This window comes from Thiocapsa imhoffii, assembly GCF_016583985.1.
Lineage (GTDB): Bacteria > Pseudomonadota > Gammaproteobacteria > Chromatiales > Chromatiaceae > Thiocapsa > Thiocapsa imhoffii.
This window is the reverse complement of the sequence record NZ_NRSD01000013.1, coordinates 1-25,241: the sequence shown is the minus strand read 5'-3', so window position 1 is coordinate 25,241 and position 25,241 is coordinate 1. Positions and strand designations below refer to the sequence as shown.

Genomic DNA, 25,241 nt, shown 5'->3' with positions numbered 1-25,241 from the left:
TCAATCCGGCACCTTGATAACCAGGTTAGCCGGCCAGGCAGCCGCGGCATCGAGCTTGAGCCAGGCCATGCCGGGCAGGCCGGTCTTGACCAGCGCGCGGTGTTTCAGCAGCAGCTCCGGGTCGATCCGCGCCTTGACGCGGAACATCAGCTTCTGCCGCTCGCTGGCCGTCTCCACCGTCTTGGGCGTGAACTGCGCGGTGCTGGCGACATAGGACACCCGCGCCGGAATCACGTATTGCGGTGCCGCATCGAGCACGAGATGCACCTCGCTGCCCAGCGCGACCCGACCGGCTGCTGTCTCTGGCAAGAAAAAGGTCATGTAGACATCGCTGAGATCAACCAGGTTGAGCACCTTGCCGCCGGCGGCCAGGACCTCGCCGGGCTGCGCGATGCGGTATTGCACGCGTCCGGCGCGTGGGGACGTGAGGTGACTGTCCTCGATATCGGCCTCGACACGGGCGACCGTCGCCTCGCTGGCCTCCACACCCGAGTCGGCGCCGACGACCGCGGCGCGCGCGGCCGTGGTCGCCGCCTCGCTCGCGGTCACCTGGGCTTGGGCACCGGCCAACGTGGCCTCGGCGCCGTGCACGCGGGCGCGGTCATCGTCGAGGATCTGGCGGGTCGTCATGCCCTTCTCGGACAGGGTCTCGGAACGGGCGTAGCGCCGCTGCGCGGCGTCCAGCTCGCTCTCGCGCTGTCCCACCAGCGCCTGCGCGGCAGCCGTGTCGCTCTGGCTCACCGCGACCTGGGCCTTGGCGCTGGCGACGGCGGTGACGGCCTGGCGGGACTGCGCCAACGCCTCGTCGCGTTGGGCGTCGAGCGTCGCGACCCGCATCTGCGCCAGCGGCTGTCCGGCCTCCACGAAATCGCCCTCGTTGACCAGGATCTCTTCCACCCGTCCGGCGAGCTTGGTGGCGACGTCGATCTCGGTGGCCTCGATGCGGCCGTTGCCGCTGACGAAGCCGGCGCCCGGACCCGAGGGTTGCAGGGTGGTCCAGACCAGGACCGCGATGATGGCGATGGCCACTGCACTGATCAGCAGAACCATGTTCTTCTTGACTGCTGGCGTCATGATGGATCCTGTGTCCCTGAGCCTGAAGTGAAGGAGTCAACCGCGAGCGATGCGCCGCCAGCGACGGTGCTGGTCAATCATGCGCCCTGGATGACGACCTCGCCCCGATGCTCCCGCTGGTCGTTCACCAGCTGAATACTCGGCTCGTCCTGCGCGACACCCTCCATCCTGATCCGCGTCCCGCCTGCTGCATCCTCAATGGTGATCGGATCGCTTGGCGCTGAGTTCAGGCGCTTCTAACGACTCACTACGCAGCTGGTCTCTTGGTGGATCAACGCTGATAAGCTGGCCCGGTTCAGTGCGTGACTATCGAGATGCTCTCATTGGGTGCTCAATAGCGCCCGCCGGACTTTAATACGTAATGACGCAGCTCGGCATCCTCGAGGCGCAAGCGCGCCAACGTGACGTGAGTGATGAGAACGAATGCACGCATGATTTTATACAACAAGCGGGGATGCTCTTGATCCAGGGTATCTAAGGCGTCGGAGTCCAAGGTCAAAACAGTGCTGTCGCCGATAGAGCGCAGCCCAAATACATAGGCCGAACCGTCGACGAAGCTACGGGTTCCAACGCATTCACCGAGGTGCATCTGGTAGAGAATTTCTTCATCACCAGCGCAGTCCCGATAGAGTTGAATGGCTCCCGCAGCTTGCAGGAACAGCGTCTGGCACAGATCCCCTTCAGCAACCAAAACCTCACCATTGCACAGCGTCTTCACCCCCATTCGGTCCGCGAGTGCCTGAGTTTCATCCTCACTCAGTTCGGCCGTTAGGAGGGAGCTCCGTAATGCTTCCAAACCATGTATTGTATTCATCAATCTGCAACCTCTGGTGGCAATGGGACAAACAGGACGAACAACCCGCCTGTTCATCCGCGGCAAGATCAGGAGCCCAGCAGAAATTGCTTGGAATGTGGTCCTTGACTTCGAGTTCTGGATTAGCTGAGGCCTTGCAGGTGATTGCATTCAGCGTTTGGGTCGCGGCATTGGACACGACCCTGTCCGTTCTTGACTGATGCGTCTTACCGAACCATCGAACCCATCAATGATAGCGCGCGTGGAATGCCGTGGAAGACGACGTGGAAGACGATCGTCAGCCACTTGCTAGACATGATACGCATGGGAAAAAGGTGGTCGGTACGGTAACGCACATAACCATGGGGCTGGACCGCGGGCGAATCAGGGTGGGCATCATCGGGTCGCGGGCCAGGCTCCAGAGTTTATTGATGTCCAGCCGAGGGATGTTGGCGCGATGCGGCACCCTCGGGGCTCCGGTTGTTTCGACCGCGGGATCGACCGGGCTCGGGTGACCGGAACGGCCAGCGCGATTGGTTAGAAGGAGGCTTCAAGACTGGCGAAGCTCAGCGCTTTTTTGGAGACGCCGCGCGTGCTGGCGAGGACGTGCGTGGCCGGATAAAGCGGACCGATGACATGCCCCACGCCTTCGAGCGAGGACACCGGATGCAACATCTCGAAGCACTGGATGGCCGGGATGATGGTCACGAACGTTGCCTCCTCGACCACCCAGCCCGGATGCTCGGCGCTAGAGATCGCGCGGAATATAGACATAGGCCGGCGGCACATTGGCACCGACGACCTTGATGGCATTGCTACCGAAGAGTTGTCCGAGCGAGACGGTCTGGCCGGCCGGGAAGTCGCCGATCTTGACTTCGTTCCCGGTCACGGCGTAGCTCCCCGTGCCCGGCGGCATGACCAAGAAGACCTCGCAGGGGCTGGTGTCGCAGGTGCCGGTGTCTCCAGGTCGAACCGTGATTTGCATCGCGCCACTCACGTGCTCGCCACTCGAGGCGCAGGCTCCAAGTAAAACGGTTGCGACGGCGAGCAGGGCAAAACGCCCGGGACCTGGCCGCTGGCTGGTGTGTTCTTTCGATCGCTCGACGTTCATGGGGAAGCTTCCTCTGGGCTCGTGAATGCTCGATGGTGACCTGGCCGTGGTGACTTGGCCGGGTGGGTGACGGGATGGTCGCTGATGTCGCCTCTTCAGCCGTGCTCATCCTCAGGGCACCGGACGCGCCATCTGATCGACATCGAGACTCATCTGGCCGACCTTCTGGTTCAGTCCTCGGAAGCGCAGCGCCAGCTCCACGACACTCCGGTTGATGGTGCCGACACGCTGTTCCATGTCGACCACTGTGCTCGTCATGGTGCCGACGTCCTGGTTCATGGTTGCAATTTCATGAGCCAACGCGGTCATCTGTTCCTGTAGCACCGGCATCAGACGAATCTCTTGCTCCATGCGGGTCATATCGGCGCGAATGTCGGACATTCGTACCGAAACGGTCGCGAAGTGGCCATACATATCGTTCAGATTCGAGATAATGGAGCGCATCTCCAGCGTCAGTTGGCTGACGAAGTAGACATTGGCGAGCGCAAGCGCACCGATGAGCACGAAGAAGAGGCGCGGCGCGATGGCGGTGCGTTCGGCCTGTTCTTGATCCCGAATCCGCTTCGTGAGCGCCGTTTCCGTGCCGTCGAGAATCTCGATGATGCGATCGATTTGATGTGAGTCGGGCATCGTTCGGTCCGTGCTCAGGTCTCAGGCTGTCAGCGAAAGGGATTCATTTGGTTGAAGAAGCGCATGGGTTTCGACATGTGATTCACGTCCAGCATCATTCTCATCAGGATGTTGTCCAGCACGCCGAACGAGAGGCTCATATCCCCGACCTGATCGCTGACCTGCGTCAGGCTGCTGTTCATGTCCGTCACCCGTAGGGTCATGGTCCCGACGTGCTCGCGCATCTGGGCAACATCACCATGGATGCTGTCGACTTGCGCGATGATCTCGGACAAGCTGCCAACATCATCCGTGAGGCGCGTCATGCTGCCGCGAATGCTGTAAAGATCGTCCGACATGGTGGCGATATGCACATTCATGGTGGCAACCGCCTTGCGCAGATCGGGGGCCTGCAGCGACAGCACGATGACCAGGAGTGAAATCGACAGGACCACGGCGACGAGGTCGAAGAGTGCCAGCTTCGAGAGCATGGTCAGACGTCGATCGAGCGCGATCTGCTGCTCGCCGAGTCCTTGGAGCACCCGTTGCAGACGATCGATCGCCTCGTCGGTTCGGTCTTCAGTCGCCATCTCGACTCCTGGAATCGTCTTGATCCTGGTCTGAGCACCTGTCCGAGTGCGCGACCGGCACGCCCGGGAAAGCACCGTCCCAGTCCTCCGGCAACGTCCAGAACCCAGGCACGGCGACTTTCAACCAAGCGCAGCGTGCGATCATCAGTGCGCTCGCCTGGTCGCCCGGAATCAAGGTGCTGGCACGGGTCCAGGCCGCGATGGCTGCATCCCAGTGGCGCTCACGGTACTGCGAAAATCCGGTCTCGCACAAGTCGATAAAGGTCTGTTCGCGCTCGTCGGGGCGGTCGTTCAGGTCGCCGCGCAGTTCGTAGATGGGGGTCGCCTGGGGATCGCCCGGGAGCCGAATGGCGTCGAGCACGCGGCATCGGAAACGATCCTTGACCTCGCGCTGAACCGTGGCGCTGAGAATGATCGCCGTACCATAGGTGGAGTTGGCGTCACGCAGGCGGGCAGCGGTCTCGACGAGGCGTCCCATGGAGGAATAGCGCAGGCGACCGCCGACGCCGAGGTTGCCGACGAGTCCGCGGCCGAGATGGATGCCGCTGCACCGCATGATGGGTTCCTCGACACGATGGTCTAGCAGATCACGCTGACAAGAGCGCACGAAGGACAAGGCCGCGCGGCAGGCATGTCGCGCGGCAAGATCGGGGGCAGCGGGGGTGTCCCAGAAGGCATGGATGCGGTCACCACGAAAGGCCTCGAGCGTGCCATCCTCGCGCGTGACGATGAAGCGTCCATGTTCGATCTGGGCGCGCAGGAACGCGATCACCTGTTCGGGTTGGAGGTGATCGAACAGTGGATCGAGTGTGTTCAGGGCGGAGGTGAGCACCGTGATGGTCTTGAATTCGGCTTGCAGTTCGACCCGCGCCGCGCCGCTCGACAGTTGACGCACGACCTCGGTGGGTAACTGGCCCTCCACGAGAGTGATGGCATCACGCATGCTTTGCATGGCACGATCCAGCTCCTGGATCTCGCTGAAGACGGATCGGACGGGGATGACCTCGGCGGGGCGAAAATGCCGCAAAAGCCAGGTATTGTGAGTCAGTTGCGCGACCGATTCGGCGAAGGTCGCGCTTAGTGGATAGATCACGAACAACGCCAGGATGACGATGATTGCCGAGATGACGATCGATTCTTGCAGGATCCGCTGAGCCTCGCTCAGCAAATCCGCCTCGCTGACGACGATAACGAGGCGCCACGGCAGACTGAAGCCCTCGCCGAAGGTGACCAGATGCGTCAGGTAGCCCTGACCATCGGTGACGGAGCGCACGATGTTTGGAGTCGCACGGCCGCCACTTGTGCTGGTCTGGATGGCGGTCAAGGCGTTGCGAACCCAGTCCAGTTCGATCTCCGCGGCGGGTCGGAGTGCATCGGCGTCCAGGATCTCGAGCGCATGGGGCGCGGCGATGATACGGTCGCGATCATCGAGGAGAAAGGCCGCGCTGCGCGGTCCGATCGTCTGCTGTGACAGAAATGCCGAGAGACTCTCAAGGGTCGCGTCCACGCCGAGCACGGCCAGGATCCGGTTCTCGCTGTCGAGCAAGGGATAGGTCGCGGTGATGCCCAGACGTCCGGAATCGCTGAAGCGATAGGCGTCGGTCCACTGCAGACGACGTTCCGGTTGCGTGCCCATGAACCAGGGCCGGTCACGTGGATCGTAGGCGAGCGGTCGTTCAAGATGGGCAAGCGGTCGATAATCGCGATCCCGTACGATGATCCGGTCGGTGGGCGGTGAGGTCGTGCGGTCGATCACTCGGGTCGCGGGTTCTGGCAGGGTGCGCGCTTGGACGAAGTTGCCGTCGAGATCGGCGATATACATCCCGGCCAACTCCGGGCTGAAGGCCACTTGTTGCCAAAAGAGGTCGGCGAGGACGACCTGACCGGGGATGACTCGGGTGGCGCTAGCCACCGCCGTGTTCGCCAACAGATGCCCCTCGGCGACGCGCACGATACCCGTCGCGCGCGCGACGATTTTCGCACCGACCTCCTCGACGATTCGGCTCGAGAGCTGATAAACCACCATTTCAGCGCGTTCCGACATCTTGTAGACGATCGCCATGACCGTGGCCATCATCGGAATCAGGAACAGCATCAGGATCGCCACGCGAAAGGAGATCCGCGGACGCGGCAGCCGCCGCGCGAGGAACGATGGGGAGGGTTGCCGCGCCGACGTCATGGGTTGGCGCGCATCCGGCAGGCGAGAGTTCGGAGACGGATCGGATGTCCTCGACATGGACGCGCCGTGGCCTCGCACAAGGTCTATGAGGGATGAGCGAGCAGCATCAGGAAGGCGCGCGCATTAAAAATCCTGGGGATCCCGCATCAAAAGCGCCCGCTCAGGGTGATGCCGAGCATGGGGGCGGGATCCTGATCCTCCTCGATCAGCTTGCGGCCCCTGTGGTCCTCGACCCGCAAGCGGGTGGCGGTCGAGACGCCGGCATAGAGGTCGAGGCGGAGCCGCTCGGAGAGATCGCGCGCGAGCTGGATATACACGGGAATGAAGCGGTGCTCACCGATCCCGTTGGCCACGGGGCCGTTCTTGTCCAGGCGGAATCGATTGGAGCGGTAAGCGGCACCGACACCGGCGCTCCAGCCCGCGTCGAACGCATAGGAGAGTTGGAGTCCAGCCGGACCCGCGGGGCCAGCGGGAAAGGGATTGGTGAGGCGCACGCGTTCGGTGATGTTCCAGTCGACGACCACAAAGGGAAAGGCGCTGGTCTCCTCGATCTTGCTGAAGACGCCGACACCCAACCCGAGCGTCAGATCGGGCCGCAGACGCTTCGCTGCCGACACGGTGGCACCATACTCCAGCGCGTCCGAGAAGCGCGCGCCGGATTCGCCTGCATATTCAATCGTTGGAGTGAGGTTCAAACGCCAACCGTCCGCGCTCGTCACGGCATAGGGGAGTGAAACCCCGACCTGAGTGATGCGGTTCCATGGTGCGACACCCAGGAAGGCGACGGGATCGCGAAAGCGCCAGTCCTGCTCGTCGAGGCGGAGTTGCAGCCCGATCCTGGCGCCGCTGCCAAGCGTCCAGGACGCGCCCAAGGCCATCAGCAAGGCGCTGTATCCCGACTGTCCGCCGCGCTCCAGGTCGGAGTCGAATTGATACAGTGGGGACGCTGAAAAGCTGATGCTCGAAGGAGGCTGTGCGGCGACGCCCATACTCAGCCCGACACAACACAGGGTGATGATGGCCGCACGTGGCGTGACAGAAAAGAACATCGTGATCGAGGCTCCAGGGCGGTGTGATGATGACAATCGACGCCGTTGTTCCGGGGCGGGGACCGGAGCCTTTCGGGGGCGCGGCGCAAGCTGCCAGTGTACTGCAACTTCCATCGCTAAATGTTCCAAATTCAATGTCACGGGGCGAGGGTATGGGTGGGTGATCGCGGTGATCGCGGTTGCCCGAGCAGGCCGCTCGGATGATTCAGTTTGCGCTCCCCCGCTCTCTACCGATAACCTAGCGATGTCAAACCTCTGAAATTCTTCAGCGCGACGACGATCGTACGGGTGGAGACTGAACCAACGCGGGGAACCAGAGCCATGTCCCATTCGCTCGTTCGATATGCTCGAATTGCCGAGATCGTTGGCGATCTGCTGAAGGTCCAGGTTCCGGAATCCGCGCAGAGCCATGAGAACCCCGTCGCCTTCGGTGATCTTGGATTCGTCGAAGACCCGAATGGTTTCAAGTCCCTGGCGCGGGTGATCCGCATCGAGCGTGAGCTGGTGTCGCTGCAGGTCTTCGCCGGCACCAAGGGTCTCTCGACGCGTGCGTCGGTGCGTTTTCTCGGCCATCCGATGCGCGTGACCTATTCTCCGAACGTCCTCGGGCGGGTCTTTCGTGGCGACGGCACCCCATTTGATACCGGACCGTCGCTCTCTGCTGATCCGCGCATCGAAATCGACGGGCCTTCGGCGAATCCCGCACGACGCGTGCTTGCATCCAAGATGGTCCGCACCGACGTGCCGATGATCGATATCTTCAATTCGTTGGTGGAAAGCCAGAAGATTCCGATCTTCTCGGTCGCTGGCGAACCCTACAACGCACTCCTCGCGCGCATCGGGATCCAGGCCGACGCCGATATCGTCGTGTTCGGCGGTCTCGGTTTGATCTTCGACGACTACCATTTCTTCCTACGTCAGTTCGAGGACGCGGGCGTGTTCGCGCGCACGGTCATGTTCGTCAATCTCGCCTCTGATCCGGTCGTCGAGCGTCTCTTAGTCCCGGACATGGCGCTCGCGGTCGCCGAGCGCTTCGCGGTCGAGGAAGGCAAACGGGTGTTGGTCCTCCTCAGCGACATGACCGCCTACGCCGACGCCATGAAGGAGGTCGGGATCGCGATGGAGGCCGTTCCCTCCAACCGCGGCTATATGGGTGATCTCTACTCGCAACTGGCGCGCCGTTACGAGAAGGCCGCGGATTTCAAGGACGGTGGCTCACTCACCATCCTGACCGTGACCACCATGCCTGGAGGGGATGTCACGCATCCGGTCCCGGACAACACCGGCTACATCACGGAGGGGCAGTTCTACCTGCATGATCGAATGCTTGACCCCTTCGGTTCGCTCTCGCGCCTGAAACAGCATGTAGTCGGCAAGGTGACCCGCGAGGATCATCCGCAGATCATGAACACCATGATTCGCTTCTATTCGGGCGCGCGCGATGCCGAGCAGAAGCAGGCCATGGCGTTCGACCTGTCCGAGTTCGATCTGCGTCTGATCAAATTCGGCGCGCTCTTCCGTGAGCGGTTCATGGATATCGAGGTGCGTCTTTCGCTGGAGGCGGGGTTGGATCTCTGCTGGCAGACGCTCGCGGAATGCTTCGAACGCGATGAACTCCTGATGCGGGATCATCTCATCGACAAATACCTGCCGCGGCCTGATCCAGGTGACCCCATCGCGACCGCGGCTTGACGGGAGCGCATTGCCGCCATGTCACGGGTCAGTCTGAGTAAATCCTCACTCGCGAAACAAAATCGCAATCTTCGGACCTACGAGCGATATCTGCCCTCGCTCGATCTGAAGCGCAAGCAGATCATGGCCGAGCGTGCGAAGGAGGTCATGGCCTGTGAGGCGACGCGACGCGAGATCACGGTCCTGCGCGAGCGGGTCCAGGAACACCTCCCGATGATGGCCAACCACGAGATTGAGCTGTCGGACCTGGTCAGTGTGCGTGCTGTGCGAATCGGCGAGCAGAATCTACTCGGAACACGTCTGCCGGTGCTCGAGGAACTCGAGGTCGAACGACGGGATTATGGGTTGTTCAGCATGCCACACTGGGTCGATACATTGGTTGATGCCTTGATCGAGATGATGACGCTGGAGACGCGTCTGGCCCTGCATGAACGCCGCTTGATCCGCTTCGACGAGGCCGTGCGCAAGGTCACGCAGCGCGTTAACCTCTTCGATAAGGTGTTGATCCCGCGTGCACGTGCCAACATCAAAACGATCAAGGTCTACCTGTCCGACGCCGAGCGCGCGGCGATCGTCCGCTCCAAGATCGCGAAGAACAAACGCCAGCGGGAGACGACAATATGAGTATCGAGCGTCTGCAGCGGATTACCCTCGCCGGCCTGGTTGGTGAGAAAGGCGAGATGCTTGCCCGCTTGCAGGCGCTCGGCTGTTTGCATCTGATTCCGCTGCGTCCGGCCGCGCGCGAACCGGAGAAGGAGCCGCCAGCGCACGCCGTGGAGGCCATGCAGGCGCTACGTTATTTGCAGGGCGCCAAGGAGAAGCGCCGACAGGTTCGTGACGTGACGGATTTCGATCTGCCGCGGGTTATTCGTGCGGTGCTGGACAATCAACAACGTCGCCGCGACGTCACCGATGAGCGCGATGCCCTGCGCGAGCGCGTGCACGAGCTTGAGTCCTGGGGCGACTTCAGGCTCCCGAGCGCGCATCAACTCGCGGGCCAGAAGCTGTGGTTCTATCTGATCCCGCAGCGGCAGATGGTGGCCTTGGCTGAACTGGATCTGCCTTGGCAGGTCGTGCACCGGGATCATCGCCAGGCTTGGGTGGTGGTGATCCACCCTGATGAACCACCCCGCGACGCCCTGCCGGTGCGACGCGCTCATGTGGGATCCTTGGCGCTCAGTGAGGTGCGTCGTCGACTCGAGGCCGCCGAGCTGGCGCTTGAGGACGTTCACTCCGAGCATCAGTCCTTGACCCGCTGGATCTATCAGCTCACCGCCCATTTGGCGCAGGCGGAGGATCAGGCGCAATTGCGTTATGCCGAGGCTCAAACGCAGGACGACGAACATCTCTTCTTGATCCAAGGGTGGGCGCCGGTGAAGTCCGTCCCGGCCGTGACGCGCTTGGCCGCGGATCAGGATCTGGCGCTGCTGGTCGAAGAACCCGGTCCCGAGGATGCTCCACCGACCTTGCTGGAGACCGCGGCGCCGATCGCGGCTGGCAAGGATCTGGTTGCCTTCTACCAGATGCCGTCCTACCAGGGTTGGGATCCCTCGGGCGTCCTCTTCTTTTCCTTTACCGCCTTCTTCGCGATGATCCTGTCCGATGCCGGCTATGCGGCGTTGCTCGGGATTGTGCTCCTGGCCTACTGGAGACGGCTTGGGCGTGATGATCTCGGGCGCCGTCTGCGTCTGCTAGGCGCGTCGCTGGTTTCGGCGTCGATCGTCTGGGGGGTGGTGGTCGGCGGTTATTTCGGGGTCTCGCCACCCCCTGATAGTCTGCTCGGTCACCTGCATCTGCTCAACATCAATGACCTTGAGGTCATGATGCGTCTATCGGTCGGTGTCGGCGTGTTCCACATCGTGCTGGCCAATGTGCAGATGATGCGGGTGCAGGGTTGGCGACGTGCCCAAGGCCGTGTCGCCGCCGGCTGGGTCTTGGCCGTCCTCGGGGCATTCGGATACTGGCTGGCCCATACCCCGGAGGTGGCGTCCTGGATGCCGCTGACCGCGCAAGGGATGATGATCCTCGGGTTCGCGCTCATCTTCCTCCTCGGTAGCGAGCGTCCGATCACAGGAGTCACATCGATCCTCTTGCGGGTCTTGGACGGATTGAAGAATCTGCTGCGGGTGACGCAAGCCTTTGGAGACGTCCTGTCGTATCTGCGGCTGTTCGCCCTGGGGCTCGCCTCGGCATCACTGGCAATCACCTTCAACGGCCTCGCGCGCGACGCCGCCGCGGAGCTGGCTGGAGTCGGGATTTTGTTCGCGATCCTTATCCTCCTGGTTGGTCACACCCTGAACATCCTGCTCACCATCGTCAGTGGCGTGGTGCATGGATTACGCCTGAATTTCATCGAATTCTACAATTGGGCCTTGTCCGGTGAAGGCTATGCCTTCAGACCCTTCAAGAGAAAGGAGCTGCGCGAATGAACGAATTTGTGGTTGCGCTGGGTTGGCTCGGCGTCTTCAGTCCGATGGCGCTTGGGGCGGTCGGGAGCGTCATCGGATGCGCTATCGCGGGGCAGGCCGCAATCGGCGCGATGGTCGACACCGAATCGGGCTACGGTCGCTACATCGGTGTGTCGGTCATGCCGTCATCGAACGTAATCTATGGCATCGTGATCATGTTCAGTCTGCAGCGCGAGATCACCCCGGAGACCGCCCCCGGGCTGTTTGGGATCGGCGCGCTGGCTGGGGTGGCGCTGCTCCTCTCCGCCGTCTACCAAGGAGGCGTCTGCGCATCCGCGATTCATGCCAGCAAGACGAAGCCCGAGATCTTCGGTCTCTCGCTGGCACCCGCGGCGATCGTCGAAGGATTTTCCGTGTTCGCCTTCGTCTTCGCGCTGGTTCTGGCTGGCGGGATCCCCATCGCCGGAGTCGTCGGATGAGCGGCTGCGACACCGAGGAGGGCGATGCGAAATGAATCCATCAAGTCAAGACCCACTCAGTACCCAAGCGGCGGCTGGGATCGAGGCCCTGGTGGCACGCTTGCGTGACCAGGGCGTGCAGGCCGGGCAGGCACGGGCACAGCAGATCGAAGCAGAGGCCAAGCACGAGGCCGCACGGATCCTGCGCGACGCGGAGGCGCAGGCGAAGGCGATCCGCGAGGCCACGCAGCGTGAAGTCGATGCACTGCGCAAAGGCGGCGAGGAGGCGCTGAAACTCGCGATGCGCGATACGATTCTGCGCTTAAAGGCCGAACTCTCGGATCGCTTCAGCGACGAGGTGAAGCGATTGATCGCCACCAAGCTTGAGCAGGAACAATTTCTTGAACAGCTCATCCTGGAGGTCGCCGGCCAGGCGCGCGCATCGGCAGGGGTCGGGACTGGTCAGGCCGTGGAGATCCAACTCCCCAAGGCGCTGGTCGATCCTGAGGAACTGCGCCGCAATCCGCTGGAGTTGCGTGAAGGGAGTCTTTCACATTTTGTGCTCTCGCTGGCTGGTAATCTGCTCACCGCGGGCGTGACCTTCGGGGTCGCGGCCGGACCTGATGAGCATGGATTGCGGATTGCGCTGAAGGACAAGGACATCGTGATCGACCTGACGGATGAGACCATCGCCGCCATCCTGCTTGCACACCTGCAACCGCGCTTTCGCGCGATTCTCGAAGGCATGGTGACCTAGTCGGGGTGAATCGTGTTCGATGCAAACCGCTATGTCATGCTGCTCGGTTCATTGCCTTACCATGGGCCGTTGTTCGGCGCGAAACAGACCCCGGTGTCGCGTATTCAGCTCAATCAGCGTCTTGGCCTCCTGAGGCCAGACGAAGCAGGCTGTTTGCGAACCGCACGGGCGCTGATCGAGTGGTCGCAGCAAGAAACGCGGCGCAGTGACGCGGCATTTCTCGCGCACGCGCGGGCACGGATCGACGCGCTTCAACACCCGTTCGTCCGCGAGCTGGTCATCTGGCGTCTGGAATTGCGCACCCTAGTCGCGGCGCTGCGCCGCCGTCATCGCGGCGAGTCCGCTCCGCTCGATCAACACTGGGGCTACGGGCGCTGGGTCGAGCTGGTCCGCCGCCATTGGAACGAGCCGGCGTTCGGGTTGGATGTGGCCTTTCCCTGGCTGCCGCAAGCGCAGCGCCACCTCGATCGCGGCGAGTCGTTGGACCTGGAGCGGTTGCTCGGAACCGTGGCCTGGAATCATCTGGAGCGGGTCAGTGATGGCCATCATTTCGATTTCGAGGCCGTGGTTGTCTATGTGATGCGCTGGGACATGATCGCGAGCTGGACTGGCGACAAGGACGCGGCGGCGCTGGAGCGCTTCGATGCCCTGGTTGCCAACGCGATGCGCGCAGTCGAGCAGCAACTGATGCAGGCTGCCGACACTGCGCGGCCCTGACCCGAAACGTGATGCGCGTGGCCTCGTGTCAGCATCCCGACCTCAGGGCCCGTTCCCAATCCTGACCCGGCATGGGGTCACCAGCGACCGCGGCGCGGCACGTCGCCGGTCGTGCATTCAACGGATGCAGTCATGGCGAGACACACCAAGCGACGCACACAAGGTTCGAAGCCGCAGCCCACTGCTCAGCAGTCGGCGGCTCCCGTAACTCCGACAGTGATGGGCCGTGAAACCATGTCACGAGAGACCTCTGAAATCTTCCCGGACGATGGTGCGGGGACCACTGCGAAGGCAGACTCGCCCGCACGCGTGATCGCGGTTCAGGAGAGTCTCGTCACCATTGAGGCCGGCTGGGACCAAGGCGCGCGCTGCGCGCTGAAGAAAAACGAAGTGGTCTTGATCGTCCCGCGACGCAAGACGCCAGAAGGCCGTCAGGAGCGTCTCAAGGCCGAGGTGCTGAGGGTCCGTGGCGACACCGCCGATGTTCAGGTGTTCGAGGATACGCGTGGCATCACCATCGGTGATCCGGTGGAACAGACCGGCGAGATGCTCTCGGTGATCCTAGGCCCCGGTTTGCTCGGCCAAGTCTTCGACGGGCTCCAGAGTCCGCTCGATAAGATCGCCATCGCACATGGTGTGTTTCTGCCGCGCGGTGTTGACCTCGCCCCGCTGGATCTCGAACGCAAATGGTCCTTCGTCCCCTCGGTGCAACAGGGTGCGCGACTGCGTGCCGGAGGTCTGCTCGGGACGGTTGCTGAAGGGCGCTTCGAGCACAAGATCATGGTCCCCTTCGATCAAGCCGGCGAGGTCGAGGTGACCTGGATTCGTGAGGGCAGCGTCACGCTCGACACGCCGGTTGCGCGGATTCGCGATGCGCGCGGTGAGGAGCATTCGCTTGATCTGACCCAGCGTTGGCCGGTCCGGCGGCCATTGAACGAGCATCTGTTGCGCGAACGGACCAGCGAGCGGCTCTATCCGAACGAGCCCTTGACAACGACCATGCGCACCATCGATACCTTCTTCCCCGTTGCGCGTGGCGGAACAGCCTGTATCCCTGGTCCCTTTGGCGCGGGTAAGACCGTGTTGCAGCACTCCTTGGCGAAGCACTCTGCGGTCGACATCGTGGTCGTGGTCGCCTGTGGCGAGCGTGCTGGCGAAGTGGTCGAAACCATTCAGGAATTCCCCCGCATTAAGGATCCGCGCAGCGGCGGTTCACTGATGGATCGGACCATCATCATCTGTAACACCTCGTCGATGCCCGTCGCGGCGCGCGAGGCGTCCATCTACACCGGGATTACCATCGGTGAGTATTACCGCCAGATGGGCTATCACGTTCTACTGCTGGCCGATTCGACCTCGAGGTGGGCGCAGGCGATGCGCGAGACCTCTGGGCGCCTGGAGGAAATTCCTGGCGAGGAGGCCTTCCCCGCCTACCTGGAGTCGGCGATCCGCAGCGTCTATGAACGTGCTGGCCTGATTCGTGCCGCTGATGGTGCGCGTGGCAGTCTGACCATGATCGGAACCGTCTCGCCCGCGGGGGGCAACTTCGAGGAGCCAGTGACCCAGGGCACCCTGAGCACGGTGAAGAGCTTCCTCGGACTCTCGTACGATCGTGCCTACCGACGTTTCTATCCGGCGATCGACCCATTGATTTCCTGGTCGCGCTATCTCGAGCAACTCTCGGACTGGTACACCCATCACCTGGACCCGACTTGGACCGAACGGGTCGAGGCGTTGAAAGATTTATTGGTTCAGGGTGATAGCGTGCAGCAGATGATGCAGGTCACCGGCGAGGAAGGCATCACGACCGACGACTATGTCATCTATCAGAAGGCACTCTTCCTCGACATGGTCTTCCTCCAGCAGGATGCCTTCGATGAAGTCGACGGTTCGGTGCCGATGGATCGACAACGACTGACCCTGGACCGTGTGTGGGCGCTTGTCGAGCAGAAAACCGCCTTCGAGGATAAGGACGCGGTCCGTGGTTACTACAACAAGTTGATCGGACTGTTCAAAAATTTCCATTATGCAGCGCCGGAATCGCCTGACTACCAGCGTCTTCTTGGCGAGATCGATGCCTTGGCGTTCTAGCGCGCCGATCGGGGATGCCGGCCACATCACCGCGACCGGCACCCTCATCACCCTGATTCTGTCCGAGTTCGGGATCCCGGTTGGTCTGTTCACCAAGGATCAGGCGTTGGAAGGACTCTCGCTCCTGGAAGCTCCGCAAGCGTCCACCATCCATCGGGAACGGCCGCCCGACCTGGTGTGGAGCAGCCTGGCATGGATCCAAGCGTCGGGGGTTCCGCTCGTGTGCGATCAGGGCGCCGACGACCCGTCCTCTCTCTGTCATTGCGACAACAAGTTGGTTGGTTTCGATATGGAACTGATACACCGTTTTGCGCTGGCGCACGAGGCTGAATCGAAGTTGCTGAACGTCTTCAATGCCTGGTTGTTGAACACCCAGGGAGATGGCACGGTCGATGCCCTCTATCGTCATGGGATGCTCGGAGAGTTGGATTCTGGACGCGCTCCGCGCTGGTCCGTTGCCCGTGATCTGCTGGGTTGGTTTGACTGATGCTGTGTTCAGGGGGCCGGGCAACGTCCTGGCGACACGCCCGCGGGCCGTTGTGGACGCTGGTTGGACTCGGGATCCTAATGGCACCCCCTGTGCTCCGCGCGGACACCCTCATCATGGTCAATGGGGATCGCCTCAGTGGTCGTCTCCTCCAGCAGGGCGGCGATTACCTGGTGCTGGAGACGGCCTACGCGGGCATTCTGGAGATTGACCTGGATCAGGTTCGCGAGATCCAGCGGGATCACTCGCTCGACCTCAGGCCAACGCACGGGCGTGCGCTGGCCGTGTCGGAGTCGGCCGGCCAGGAGCCAGTGGGACAGCTTCAGTCAGCCCCCCCGACGACGCAGCCGCTGGACGCGGAGGTGGTGCACGAGGTGGCTGCGGGAGGACTGCTTGAGGGCGCGCTGGCTGGCGACCTGCGCCTCTTCACGGGCGCTCTGAATGTCGCCTTGGTCAGTGATCGTGGGAACTCCCACACCAACGAGCTCTATCTTGACTACCATTTCGAGACGACAAGAGGGCGCGGAAATCTCTCGAGCCGCGGTCAGTTCGAGTATGAAACCTCGCGTCGTCAGACGCTGACCGACCAGTGGTTGATTTTCAACAAATATACGTATGATCTACGCGATCCCTGGTACGCATCGGCTTGGTTGCAGTTGAATATGGACCGGTTTGCCGACCTGCGTCTGCGCACCGTGATCGGGCCGGCGATGGGTTACCGCCTGTTCGCCCAAGACGATCTGAACCTCAGCGTTGAGTTGGGTACTGTGTACATCGACGAGCGCTACAACGACAACCCGCGTCAGGAGCATTGGGGACTCGGACTCAGCCTTGAGTACGATCAGCTCGTCTGGCAGGAGCGTCTCCAGCTCTATCACCGCCAACGCACCTTCGTGTCGTGGGGTGGCACTGGTCAAGATCTCATCTACACCTGGACCGGCGTGCGCGTTCCGCTCATGGGTGGGTTCGTCGGGAGTCTGGAATTCCAAATCGAGTACGACAGCCGCCCTGTTGATGATGTGCTCACAACGGATACCACCTTGCTCCTCAAGCTCGGCTATCAGTGGTGAGATCGGTTAGGCCGCGATGCGCGATTCAACCGATCCCAGCTCATCCAGCGGCCATGGAACGCTGCGAATGCATCGTCCATGACCTGGATCGCCTGACCTCGGGGCGTGATTTAGCGGCGCACAAGATCGATCCGGAAGAGCGTCGTGGTGCCGCTGACCTCATTCGCAACGACGAGCAAGGGCACGCCGGGGAGCGGACTGTTCCACCCCTCGATGACGATCAACCCCTCAGGACCGAGGTCGCCGGCGGTACCGGACTCGGTATCGCCAAGGAAGTCCCGGTTGTTGAGGTATTGCACGACATTCGGCGCATGCGGGTTCGTGATGTCGTAGACCATGATGCCGCCAATGCGCTCCAAGCCAATGAAGGCATAGGTACGCCCCCAGAGTCGGGCGAGTGCGATCCCTTCCGGCTCCGGCCCTTTGTTGTCACTGCGGGTATCGAAGCTGTCGTTGCTCGTGTGATTGGCGTTGAAATACTCGGGTAGGAGTTCCGCTGTGATGCGCTCGAAATCGGCACCGCTGTCGTAGACCTGCTCCAGATTCTGATTCCAAATCGAGAAAGAACGTGCGCCAAAGGTGAAGATGGCGTCATAGCAACTGCCATCCTCGCGCAATCCGTCAACCTTGGTGACGGTCAAGCGCCCCAAGTTGGCGTTGTCACGCAGGTCGGCCAAGGTCTCGATTCCCATGCTGTTGTCCTGCAGAAAGGATTGGATGCGGGGTGCATCCGCGCAGACCGGTGGCGTGCCGCCGCTGAGCGCACGAAACCGTACTTCCTCCGAGAAGCCAGGGTAGTCGCGCGTATCGCCTTCATTGGCCGTCACGATATAGGTCTGCCCACGATAGCGGTAACTGGCGATGGCATCGGGTTGATAGATCCCGTAGACCGGCCAATTTTCGATGCGAATGGCGCCATCGCGATCACTGACATCCAGTTCGTTGCCGGGCAGCAGATGATCCTTGAAACCCAGGCCGCGCAAGTCGGTGAAGGCGCCGCTGGCGATGTCGAGCACGGCGATGGCGTTGTTTTCCTGCAAGGCGACCCAGGCGGTCCTGGAGTCCTGCGAGACGGTGATGTATTCGGGTTCCAGATCCTGAGCGACGGTTGCGTTGGGTCCGAAGATCCGGATCGACGGATCGAGCGGGGCATCGTTGAACTGGCGAAAATCCGCGGTCCGCACATGGTCCTGGGTCAGGCGACGCAGATCGAGTGGCAGATCGATGATGCTGACCGAGCCTTCAGGGTCGATGCTGTAGTCATCACTCGGTTCACCTTCGTTGGCGACCAAGACCCGCCGCCCATCGGGTGTGAAGGTGATCATGTCCGGCAGCGCACCAACCTGGACGGAGGCCAGGATCCGGCCATCGGCATCGAAGAAGACGGCCTGACCGGGATCGGTTTTGGGGTGAGCCTCGACTGCGGCGACCAGGAGTCCGCGATGCACATCCACGCTGTTCACGACCCCGCCGAGATCGATGCTCGAGAGGAGTCGTGGGTTCGATGGTTGCCGGATATCAAGCACGTCAATCTGGCCGCTCTGCGCATTCACGACGAAGAGTCGTTGGCTGCGCCGGTCATGCGCGACGATCTCGGCGGCTGATTGACCGAAGAGGCCGCTCTCGTAGGTTCCGATAGGTGAGAGACTGATGGCGAGGGGCCACTCGAACGATGGGGTGGCGGCCGTTGCGTTCGCGAGACCGAGTGCGATGCTGATGCCAATGGCGTAGCGTGACAAACGCATGCAGGACATGGAGGAGACTCCGCTGGTTCGAAAAGTCTCGTATGATGTCGATGGAGCGTGACGGTTGCGCGACGCTTGCATGACGATTCCTTGAACCGAGCGGGGATTCGACCATGACTAGGCTTCCATCATCAGCAGCCCTCTTTGGGATCGGGTGGTTGATGGTGCGATCTCGAGGTTGTTAGGGAGCCGGCCGGACGCCCCGGAGGGCTGCGAGATGGCTGGTGGTGAGCGGGGCAGGCATGAATCTTGACCGATCGGCGCGCACTGCCTACTCTAGCGTCCAGAGTGCTTGGGTCTGCGTCGAGCGATTCGACAGATTCCGTGCGATGCGGGTGAACCTATTGGTACCTGACCATCGTGTTCCGCTCATCCTCTCCCCATGACCCGCCGGCACGCGGCTGACTCAGCGCCGGATCAGTACAGTGTCTTCCCGGCCCCGACGCGGCCGGATGCGAGGGTGCATCATCGCAGCAATCAAGGGGGCCCAGGTGATCTCTCAGTCGTTGAAATCGCACCCGGGAGTCGTCCTGATGCGCGATTCCTGGCAACTCTGGTTGGAGCACAATGCCTTCAGCCATGCCGGCGCCCTGGCCTTCTTCGCCCTCTTCTCAATGGCTCCAACCCTAGTAATCGTCGTTGCGGTCCTTGGCTTAGTTCTGGGTGAGAGTGCGGCGCAGGGCGAAATCGTCGCTCGGCTGCAGGACGCCGTCGGCACGACGGCGGCCCAAGCGATTGAACAGGCGGTCCTGATGTCGCGGGTTTCACACACCGGTCTCATGCCGACCCTGGTGGGAATGGGCGCTTTGGTGATCGGGGCGACGACGGTGTTCACCCAGTTGCGGTTTTCGCTCAATACCATCTGGGGAGTTCGCCCCAGTCCCAATCGCAGTGGTCTGTGGCGGCTGGCGGTCACACGGTTGCTCGCCCTGGTCGTGGTCTTGCTGATCGGTTTGGCGTTGTTGCTCTATGTCGTGATCAGCGCGGCGTTGAACATGATTGCCCCGTACTTGGATTTGTCGATTCCTGGCATGGAATTGCTGTGGAGCGGCGGCCAGTCGGCGATCGCGATCTTGCTGAGCGCGGCCTTCGTCGCGATTCTCTTCAAGGTGCTTCCGGATGTGATTCTGTCTTGGCGCGATGTCATCGTGGGCGCGGTGGTTACCGCACTCATGCTTGCGATCGGGCGTTATGGGATCGCCCTGTATCTGAGTCATACCGCAATGGCATCCACGTTCGGTGCCGCGGCTTCATTGGTGATCGTCTTGTTTTGGGTCTATTATTCGGCGCTTATTTTATTATTGGGCGCGGCCTTTACTCGCATGTATTGCCACGCGCGTGGCCAATTCGTGAGACCACGACACTCGGCGGTGCAGGTGGTTCAGGAGTTGGTCGGGCAGGACGCCGATCGCCGTCAGGTTAGGAGTAGCGAACGGTGAGCACAGCGACAGGGATCAGGTGTTGGGTTGTCGCCATGGCGCAAGCGATGCCACCCAGCATCGCCGAGTGCGCCGCGCTGACGATTGGAATCGAGTTCGTGCTCGAGGATTTCTTATGATGGATCGGCCCAGTCAGAACGATCCGATGAGGTTGAGTCATGCAGCCTCGGTGCATGATTCAACCGCATCGTGCGATCCCGCGACGTGAAGCCGTGGCGATGGTCTCCTGTACGAGCCCCGAAATGATCCCCGCTGTAGACCCTTATCAACCTAGGAATCAACATGCTGCGTCCTTTGGTCCTATCTGTTCTCACGGTCGTGATCGGTCTCGTCGGTTGCGATCAAGGCGAGGTTGCGGCGCCCGTCGCGGCACCTCCGCCCGCGGTTGGTGTCGCGGAGGTCGGATTTCGCGAGATGACACCAGCAATGGAGTTCGTCGGGCGCGTCGAGGCCATCGATTCGGTGGATCTGATGGCGCGGGTCAACGGGTTCCTCTTGAGCCGCGAATTCGAAGAGGGCAGTACGGTTAAGGCCGGCGATCTCCTCTTTCGCATCGAGCGCGAACCCTTCGAGGCGTTGGTCGCCGCGCGCCAGGCTGATGTCGAGCGCAGTGAAGCCACCCTGCTGAACGCGCGCCTGCAACGCGAGCGGATCGAGCCCCTGGTCGCTCGCAATGCCGCGGCACAGTCCGAGCTCGATATTGCGGTCGCCGCGGAGCAAGAAGCCGCCGCGGCGCGCAGCGCGGCCCTGGCCGCCTTGCGGAGCGCCGAGATCGATCTTGGTTACACCGAGATCCGTGCCCCGTTTGACGGGCGCATCGGTCGCGCCAACTTCGCCGAAGGCGCGGTCGTCGGGCCGGCGGTTGGACCCTTGGCGCGGCTCGTGCGAATGGACCCCATCTTCGTCACCGTTCCCATCACTGACCGAGCCATGCTCGCGATGCGGCGTGCCCAGGACACCAGCGGTTTCGCTCCACATCTGCGGCTCGCCGATGGCGAGATGCTCGAGACGACCGGCATCTTCGAGTTCTTCGACCCCGAGGTCGACGCCACCACCGATACGGTTCGTGTTCGAGCTCGCTTCGAGAATGATGAGGCGATCTTGCTGCCGGGGCAGTTCGTGACCCTCGTCGCACGCGCGACCGAGTCCGAGCAGGCGCTGGTGGTTCCACAGATCGCGGTGCAACAGGATCAAGCTGGGCGGCTCGTTCTGACCCTCGACGACGAGAATCGCGTGCAGGTGACACGCGTCATGCTCGGCCAGCGACTGGATACCGATTGGGTCGTGCTTGGTGGTCTCGAGGCTGGCGAGTTCGTGGTCGTCGAGGGCATCCAGAAGGCGCGACCGGGCATGATCGTGCAGCCCTACTCCAGCACGCTCGACAGCGGGGATTGATCACATGTTCTCCGCCTTCTTCATCAACCGCGCACGTTTCGCGATGGTCGTCTCGCTGGTGATCATCATCGCGGGCGTGATCGCGATCCGCGTCTTGCCGGTCGCTCAGTTTCCCGACATCGTTCCACCGCAGGTCTCGGTGCAGGCCTTCTATCCGGGCGCAAGCGCCGAGATCGTGGCCGAGACGGTCGCGGCCCCGATCGAGGCCGAGGTCAATGGCGTCGACGACATGCTCTACATGACCTCGACGAGTGACAACTCGGGTCGCTATCGACTCGACGTCACCTTCGCGGTTGGCACCGACCCCGACATCGCCGCGGTGAATGTCCAGAATCGTGTCGGCCTCGCGCTCCCGACCCTCCCCAACGAGGTCACCCAACAGGGCGTGTCGGTGCGCAAGCAGTCGACGAACATGCTGCTCACCGTCAATCTGCTCTCGCCGAACGGGACCTTCGATCGGCTCTTCCTCTCCAATTACATGGAGATCAATATCCGTGATGCACTGGCGCGGCTGCCAGGCGTTGGCGAAGCCAGCCAGTTCGGTCCGCTCGACTATGCCATGCGGATCTGGCTCGATCCGCAGCTGATGACCGCCCTCGGCCTCAGTGAGGCCGAGGTCGTCGATGCGATTCGCCGGCAGAACCTCCAGGCTGCTGCCGGACGTCTCGGTGCACCGCCTGGTAACGAGGCACGCGCCTTTACCTACACACTGCAAGCACAGGGGCGCTTGGTCTCGCCCGAGGAATTCGAGCGGATCCTGGTGCGAACCAATCCGGACGGCTCAGTGGTTCGTCTCAGCGACGTCGCGCGGATCGAACTCGGGGCCCAGACCTATGATGCCGACGCCTGGATCGATGGGGTGCCCACCGCGGCGCTGGGTATCTATCTCTCGCCCGGTGCCAACGCCCTGGAGACGGCAGATCTGGTCTATGCGGCGCTCGACCAGATTGCCGAACGCTTCCCCGAAGATCTCACCTACGAGATCTATTACGACACCACTGATTTCGTGCGCATCAGTCTGCGCAACGTCGTCATCACCATGATGCAGGCCTTGTCGTTGGTGATTCTGGTGACGTACATCTTTCTCGGTGACTGGCGCTCGACGCTGGTGCCGGTGTTGGCGATTCCGGGTTCGATCATCGGGACCTTCGCGATCCTGTTAGCGGCGGGACTGTCGATCAATACTGTCTCCTTGTTCGCCATCATCTTGGCGATCGGGATCGTTGTGGACGACGCCATTGTGGTGGTCGAGAACACGCAGCGCCTGATCGACGAGGAGAAGCTCTCTGCCAAGGATGCGGCCAAACGGGCGATGCAGCAGGTCACGGGGCCGATCGTGGCAACCACCCTGGTGCTGTACGCAGTGTTCGTGCCGACCGCCTTCCTGCCTGGCATCACGGGACAGCTCTATCTGCAGTTCGCCGTGACGATCTCGGTGGCGGTGACCCTCTCATCCGTGATCGCCCTCACCCTCAGCCCCGCGCTCTGTGGTCTGCTGCTCAGACCCTCGCGCGAGCCCCGCGGCCCCTTGCGTTGGTTTGCGAATGGCCTGGATTGGACCCGCAATGGTTACACTCGGATCGTGTCCTCGCTTGGGCGGCGTTCGATCATCGCCGTGCTGGTGATCATTGCCTCCGGGGCCGGCGCGAGCTGGCTATTCCAAAAGGTCCCGACTGGCTTCATTCCAAGTGAGGATACGGGGTATTTCTTCATCGATGTCTCCCTGCCCGATGCCTCCTCCATCTCCCGCACCGGCGCGGTGCTCGAGGAGGTTCAGCAGCTCCTCGCCGAGGAGGAGGAGATCGAACACGTCCTCACGGTGGCGGGCTTCAGTCTCCTGGCCGGAGTGCGCTCGAGCGGGGGGCTTGCGATCGCCGTGCTCAAACACTGGGACGAACGGCCGGGGCCGCAAAGTACCGCCGCCGCCGTGCTTGCACGGGTTCAACCCAAGCTCCTCGCGTTGCCGCAGGCGACCGTGTTCGCCTTCGCCGCGCCGCCGATTCAAGGTCTCGGCACCGCCGGTGGCATCGAAATGGAACTCTTGGACCTGGCGGGACGCTCCCCCGACGAGTTGGCGCAAGCACTCCAGGGCTTCATCATCAACACCAATCAGGACCCCGCGATTGCGCGCGCCTTCTCAACCTTCAGTGCGCAGACGCCGCAGTTGTTCCTGGATATCGATCGCGAGAAGGCCGAGACCCTAGGGGTGCGTCTGTCCGATCTCTTTATCACCTTGCAAGCGAATCTCGGCTCCCTCTATGTCAATGACTTCAACCTCTTCGGGCGTACCTTCCGGGTCTTTCTCCAGGCCGACGCCCCGTTCCGCATGACGCCAGAGGATTTGAGTCGACTGCACGTGCGTAACAATCGCGGCGAGATGGTGCCGATCCAATCGTTGATCACGGTCGAGCCGGTCCTCGGACCCGAGAGCACGCGACGCTTCAACATGTTCCGTGCCGCGAGCGTCAACGTCACCCCGGTTGGCAGTACCGGTGAAGGCATCACCGCCCTGCGTGACATCGAACGCGAGACACTCCCCCCTGGCTTCGCGATCGACTGGAGTGGCACCACCTTTCAGGAGGTCCAAGCCGGTGGCGAGGCGGCGGTGGTGCTGATGCTCGCCTTGCTGTTCGTTTATCTTTTCCTGGTCGCCCAGTACGAGAGTTGGACGGTCCCAACGGTGGTGATCCTCTCGGTGGTCATCGCCGCGGTCGGTGGACTGGGCGCGACCTGGCTCATGGGGCTCGATAACAACGTCTACACTCAGATCGGTCTGGTCATGCTGATCGGACTCGCGAGTAAGAACGCAATCCTGATCGTCGAGTTCGCGAAGCAGTTACGTGAAGAGGGACGTTCCATCCAGCAGGCCGCGGCTGACGCCGCCCGGATCCGCTACCGCGCCGTGTTGATGACAGCCGTGAGCTTCATTCTGGGAATGGTGCCATTGGTCCTCGCCACGGGTGCTGGAGCCGCGAGTCAGCTCGCACTGGGCGTCGTGGTCCTGGGTGGGATGATCACGGCGACCGTGATCGGAATCATCGTGATTCCGCCCCTGTATGTCTTTGTCCAAGGTGTGCGGGAGCGGGTCAAGGGCGGTGGCGCGCAACCGCTCGATGAAACCAAGCCGCTGCCAAACCAGGTCGAACGCTGATTCACACCCGGTTGGTGTGGTCGCGATCGATCGCCCAGTCGTGCGCGTCGATCTTGCCCTGTAGGGGGGCGGCGCTCATGGTGCTTTCACCTGGGGTGTGCTCGACCGATTGCTGGAAGAGCCCTGGATCAGCATGAATGGCCTTGCCGGAACCTCTGCGGGCGCCATGAACGCGGCGGTCCTGAGCAGCGGCTTCGCCCGCGTCGGAACACCCCATGTCGCCACGCCGGTTCCATTCGTGCTGCCGAGGTGATTGGCAGGGCAGGGGCGATCCACGTTAAGATGGAGCGAAATGCCGACATCGGCGCGGATTGAAATGGTGTACGTTTGAGGTTTCGCTGCTTAGTCCACGACCTGCTCCCCGCTTTTCTCCTGCTTGCAGTTGTCACGCCCAGCTTGGCTCAAGACCCAAGCGCCCCGCCCGAA

23 protein-coding genes are annotated in these 25,241 nt (G+C 62.1%); 14 read left to right on the top strand and 9 right to left on the bottom strand.

What is annotated here, in order from left to right; translation table 11 throughout:
• From CKO25_RS12740 to CKO25_RS12705, 8 genes are all read right to left on the bottom strand, one after another.
• Entirely contained in the window at positions 1-1,074 is a 1,074-nt protein-coding gene (locus CKO25_RS12740) for an HlyD family secretion protein (RefSeq protein ID WP_200388321.1), read from the bottom strand.
• A gap of 331 nt (positions 1,075-1,405) precedes the next feature.
• Entirely contained in the window at positions 1,406-1,888 is a 483-nt protein-coding gene (locus tag CKO25_RS12735) for a Crp/Fnr family transcriptional regulator (RefSeq protein ID WP_200388320.1), read from the bottom strand.
• A 516-nt stretch (positions 1,889-2,404) separates the two neighbouring features.
• Entirely contained in the window at positions 2,405-2,575 is a 171-nt protein-coding gene (locus CKO25_RS12730; RefSeq protein WP_200388319.1) for a hypothetical protein, read from the bottom strand.
• Positions 2,576-2,615: 40 nt separating this feature from the next.
• A complete protein-coding gene (locus tag CKO25_RS12725) occupies positions 2,616-2,978 on the bottom strand; it encodes a hypothetical protein (protein WP_200388318.1) in 363 nt (120 codons plus the stop codon).
• Positions 2,979-3,089: 111 nt separating this feature from the next.
• Positions 3,090-3,608 (bottom strand): hypothetical protein, encoded by a 519-nt coding sequence (locus CKO25_RS12720; protein ID WP_200388317.1) that lies wholly within the window; start codon positions 3,606-3,608, stop codon positions 3,090-3,092.
• A gap of 29 nt (positions 3,609-3,637) precedes the next feature.
• Complete coding sequence (locus tag CKO25_RS12715; protein ID WP_200388316.1) at positions 3,638-4,177, bottom strand: hypothetical protein; 540 nt, start codon at positions 4,175-4,177, stop codon at positions 3,638-3,640.
• On the bottom strand, positions 4,167-6,356 hold the full coding sequence (locus tag CKO25_RS12710; RefSeq protein WP_200388315.1) for an adenylate/guanylate cyclase domain-containing protein: 2,190 nt from the start codon (positions 6,354-6,356) through the stop codon (positions 4,167-4,169). Before CKO25_RS12710 ends, CKO25_RS12715 begins: the two co-directional genes overlap by 11 nt.
• A 146-nt stretch (positions 6,357-6,502) precedes the next feature.
• Positions 6,503-7,405, bottom strand: a complete 903-nt coding sequence (locus CKO25_RS12705) for a DUF6268 family outer membrane beta-barrel protein (protein WP_200388314.1) — start codon at positions 7,403-7,405, stop codon at positions 6,503-6,505.
• A gap of 321 nt (positions 7,406-7,726) precedes the next feature.
• On the opposite strand from CKO25_RS12705, the gene CKO25_RS12700 reads away from it, so the two are divergent.
• The 9 genes from CKO25_RS12700 to CKO25_RS12660 all read left to right on the top strand — a co-directional run bounded on the left by CKO25_RS12700 (position 7,727) and on the right by CKO25_RS12660 (position 17,085).
• Positions 7,727-9,097 carry a V-type ATP synthase subunit B gene (locus tag CKO25_RS12700; RefSeq protein ID WP_200388313.1) on the top strand — a complete coding sequence of 457 codons (1,371 nt, stop codon included), beginning with the start codon at positions 7,727-7,729 and terminating at the stop codon, positions 9,095-9,097.
• Positions 9,098-9,115: 18 nt separating this feature from the next.
• The gene (locus tag CKO25_RS12695) at positions 9,116-9,721 is read left to right on the top strand and encodes a V-type ATP synthase subunit D (RefSeq protein WP_200388312.1); all 606 of its coding nucleotides are present in this window, start codon (positions 9,116-9,118) and stop codon (positions 9,719-9,721) included.
• Positions 9,718-11,526, top strand: coding sequence for a V-type ATP synthase subunit I (locus tag CKO25_RS12690; RefSeq protein ID WP_200388311.1), 1,809 nt, complete (start codon positions 9,718-9,720; stop codon positions 11,524-11,526). The genes CKO25_RS12695 and CKO25_RS12690 overlap by 4 nt, the downstream gene beginning before the upstream one ends.
• Positions 11,523-11,984, top strand: a complete 462-nt coding sequence (locus CKO25_RS12685; RefSeq protein WP_200388310.1) for an ATP synthase subunit C — start codon at positions 11,523-11,525, stop codon at positions 11,982-11,984. The genes CKO25_RS12690 and CKO25_RS12685 overlap by 4 nt, the downstream gene beginning before the upstream one ends.
• Positions 11,985-12,015: 31 nt before the next feature.
• Positions 12,016-12,720: a hypothetical protein gene (locus CKO25_RS12680; RefSeq protein WP_200388309.1), complete on the top strand. Its 705-nt coding sequence runs from the start codon at positions 12,016-12,018 to the stop codon at positions 12,718-12,720.
• A 12-nt stretch (positions 12,721-12,732) separates the two neighbouring features.
• Positions 12,733-13,437: a DUF2764 family protein gene (locus CKO25_RS12675; protein ID WP_200388308.1), complete on the top strand. Its 705-nt coding sequence runs from the start codon at positions 12,733-12,735 to the stop codon at positions 13,435-13,437.
• Positions 13,438-13,671: 234 nt separating this feature from the next.
• Positions 13,672-15,528 carry a V-type ATP synthase subunit A gene (locus tag CKO25_RS12670; protein ID WP_200388307.1) on the top strand — a complete coding sequence of 619 codons (1,857 nt, stop codon included), beginning with the start codon at positions 13,672-13,674 and terminating at the stop codon, positions 15,526-15,528.
• Positions 15,512-16,015: a hypothetical protein gene (locus tag CKO25_RS12665; protein WP_200388306.1), complete on the top strand. Its 504-nt coding sequence runs from the start codon at positions 15,512-15,514 to the stop codon at positions 16,013-16,015. The genes CKO25_RS12670 and CKO25_RS12665 overlap by 17 nt, the downstream gene beginning before the upstream one ends.
• Before the next feature lie 80 nt (positions 16,016-16,095).
• Positions 16,096-17,085, top strand: coding sequence for a DUF481 domain-containing protein (locus CKO25_RS12660; RefSeq protein ID WP_200388305.1), 990 nt, complete (start codon positions 16,096-16,098; stop codon positions 17,083-17,085).
• Between the two features lie 110 nt (positions 17,086-17,195).
• Here the strand turns inward: CKO25_RS12660 and CKO25_RS12655 are convergent, their stop codons facing one another.
• Positions 17,196-18,839, bottom strand: a complete 1,644-nt coding sequence (locus CKO25_RS12655) for a choice-of-anchor I family protein (RefSeq protein WP_200388304.1) — start codon at positions 18,837-18,839, stop codon at positions 17,196-17,198.
• Positions 18,840-19,363: 524 nt separating this feature from the next.
• Here CKO25_RS12655 and CKO25_RS12650 point away from each other — a divergent pair.
• The 5 genes from CKO25_RS12650 (at position 19,364) to CKO25_RS21810 (ending at position 25,068) form a co-directional block, all read left to right on the top strand.
• On the top strand, positions 19,364-20,269 hold the full coding sequence (locus CKO25_RS12650; RefSeq protein WP_200388303.1) for a YihY/virulence factor BrkB family protein: 906 nt from the start codon (positions 19,364-19,366) through the stop codon (positions 20,267-20,269).
• Positions 20,266-20,388: a hypothetical protein gene (locus CKO25_RS21615; protein ID WP_276569029.1), complete on the top strand. Its 123-nt coding sequence runs from the start codon at positions 20,266-20,268 to the stop codon at positions 20,386-20,388. Before CKO25_RS12650 ends, CKO25_RS21615 begins: the two co-directional genes overlap by 4 nt.
• A gap of 163 nt (positions 20,389-20,551) precedes the next feature.
• Complete coding sequence (locus CKO25_RS12645; protein ID WP_200388302.1) at positions 20,552-21,664, top strand: efflux RND transporter periplasmic adaptor subunit; 1,113 nt, start codon at positions 20,552-20,554, stop codon at positions 21,662-21,664.
• A gap of 4 nt (positions 21,665-21,668) precedes the next feature.
• On the top strand, positions 21,669-24,815 hold the full coding sequence (locus tag CKO25_RS12640; protein WP_200388301.1) for an efflux RND transporter permease subunit: 3,147 nt from the start codon (positions 21,669-21,671) through the stop codon (positions 24,813-24,815).
• A 97-nt stretch (positions 24,816-24,912) separates the two neighbouring features.
• Complete coding sequence (locus CKO25_RS21810; RefSeq protein ID WP_338115125.1) at positions 24,913-25,068, top strand: hypothetical protein; 156 nt, start codon at positions 24,913-24,915, stop codon at positions 25,066-25,068.
• The last annotated feature ends 173 nt before the right edge of the window (positions 25,069-25,241 follow it).

Excerpts from the sequence above, each read along its gene's own strand:
- CKO25_RS12740 (WP_200388321.1), bottom strand. The coding sequence starts at position 1,074 with ATGACGCCAGCAGTCAAGAAGAACATGGTTCTGCTGATCAGTGCAGTG.
- CKO25_RS12735 (WP_200388320.1), bottom strand. The coding sequence starts at position 1,888 with ATGAATACAATACATGGTTTGGAAGCATTACGGAGCTCCCTCCTAACG.
- CKO25_RS12725 (WP_200388318.1), bottom strand. The coding sequence starts at position 2,978 with ATGAACGTCGAGCGATCGAAAGAACACACCAGCCAGCGGCCAGGTCCC.
- CKO25_RS12720 (WP_200388317.1), bottom strand. The coding sequence starts at position 3,608 with ATGCCCGACTCACATCAAATCGATCGCATCATCGAGATTCTCGACGGC.
- CKO25_RS12715 (WP_200388316.1), bottom strand. The coding sequence starts at position 4,177 with ATGGCGACTGAAGACCGAACCGACGAGGCGATCGATCGTCTGCAACGG.
- CKO25_RS12710 (WP_200388315.1), bottom strand. The coding sequence starts at position 6,356 with ATGACGTCGGCGCGGCAACCCTCCCCATCGTTCCTCGCGCGGCGGCTG.
- CKO25_RS12705 (WP_200388314.1), bottom strand. The coding sequence starts at position 7,405 with ATGTTCTTTTCTGTCACGCCACGTGCGGCCATCATCACCCTGTGTTGT.
- CKO25_RS12700 (WP_200388313.1), top strand. The coding sequence starts at position 7,727 with ATGTCCCATTCGCTCGTTCGATATGCTCGAATTGCCGAGATCGTTGGC.
- CKO25_RS12695 (WP_200388312.1), top strand. The coding sequence starts at position 9,116 with ATGTCACGGGTCAGTCTGAGTAAATCCTCACTCGCGAAACAAAATCGC.
- CKO25_RS12690 (WP_200388311.1), top strand. The coding sequence starts at position 9,718 with ATGAGTATCGAGCGTCTGCAGCGGATTACCCTCGCCGGCCTGGTTGGT.
- CKO25_RS12685 (WP_200388310.1), top strand. The coding sequence starts at position 11,523 with ATGAACGAATTTGTGGTTGCGCTGGGTTGGCTCGGCGTCTTCAGTCCG.
- CKO25_RS12680 (WP_200388309.1), top strand. The coding sequence starts at position 12,016 with ATGAATCCATCAAGTCAAGACCCACTCAGTACCCAAGCGGCGGCTGGG.
- CKO25_RS12670 (WP_200388307.1), top strand. The coding sequence starts at position 13,672 with ATGTCACGAGAGACCTCTGAAATCTTCCCGGACGATGGTGCGGGGACC.
- CKO25_RS12665 (WP_200388306.1), top strand. The coding sequence starts at position 15,512 with ATGCCTTGGCGTTCTAGCGCGCCGATCGGGGATGCCGGCCACATCACC.
- CKO25_RS12660 (WP_200388305.1), top strand. The coding sequence starts at position 16,096 with ATGGCACCCCCTGTGCTCCGCGCGGACACCCTCATCATGGTCAATGGG.
- CKO25_RS12655 (WP_200388304.1), bottom strand. The coding sequence starts at position 18,839 with ATGTCCTGCATGCGTTTGTCACGCTACGCCATTGGCATCAGCATCGCA.
- CKO25_RS12650 (WP_200388303.1), top strand. The coding sequence starts at position 19,364 with ATGCGCGATTCCTGGCAACTCTGGTTGGAGCACAATGCCTTCAGCCAT.
- CKO25_RS12645 (WP_200388302.1), top strand. The coding sequence starts at position 20,552 with ATGCTGCGTCCTTTGGTCCTATCTGTTCTCACGGTCGTGATCGGTCTC.
- CKO25_RS12640 (WP_200388301.1), top strand. The coding sequence starts at position 21,669 with ATGTTCTCCGCCTTCTTCATCAACCGCGCACGTTTCGCGATGGTCGTC.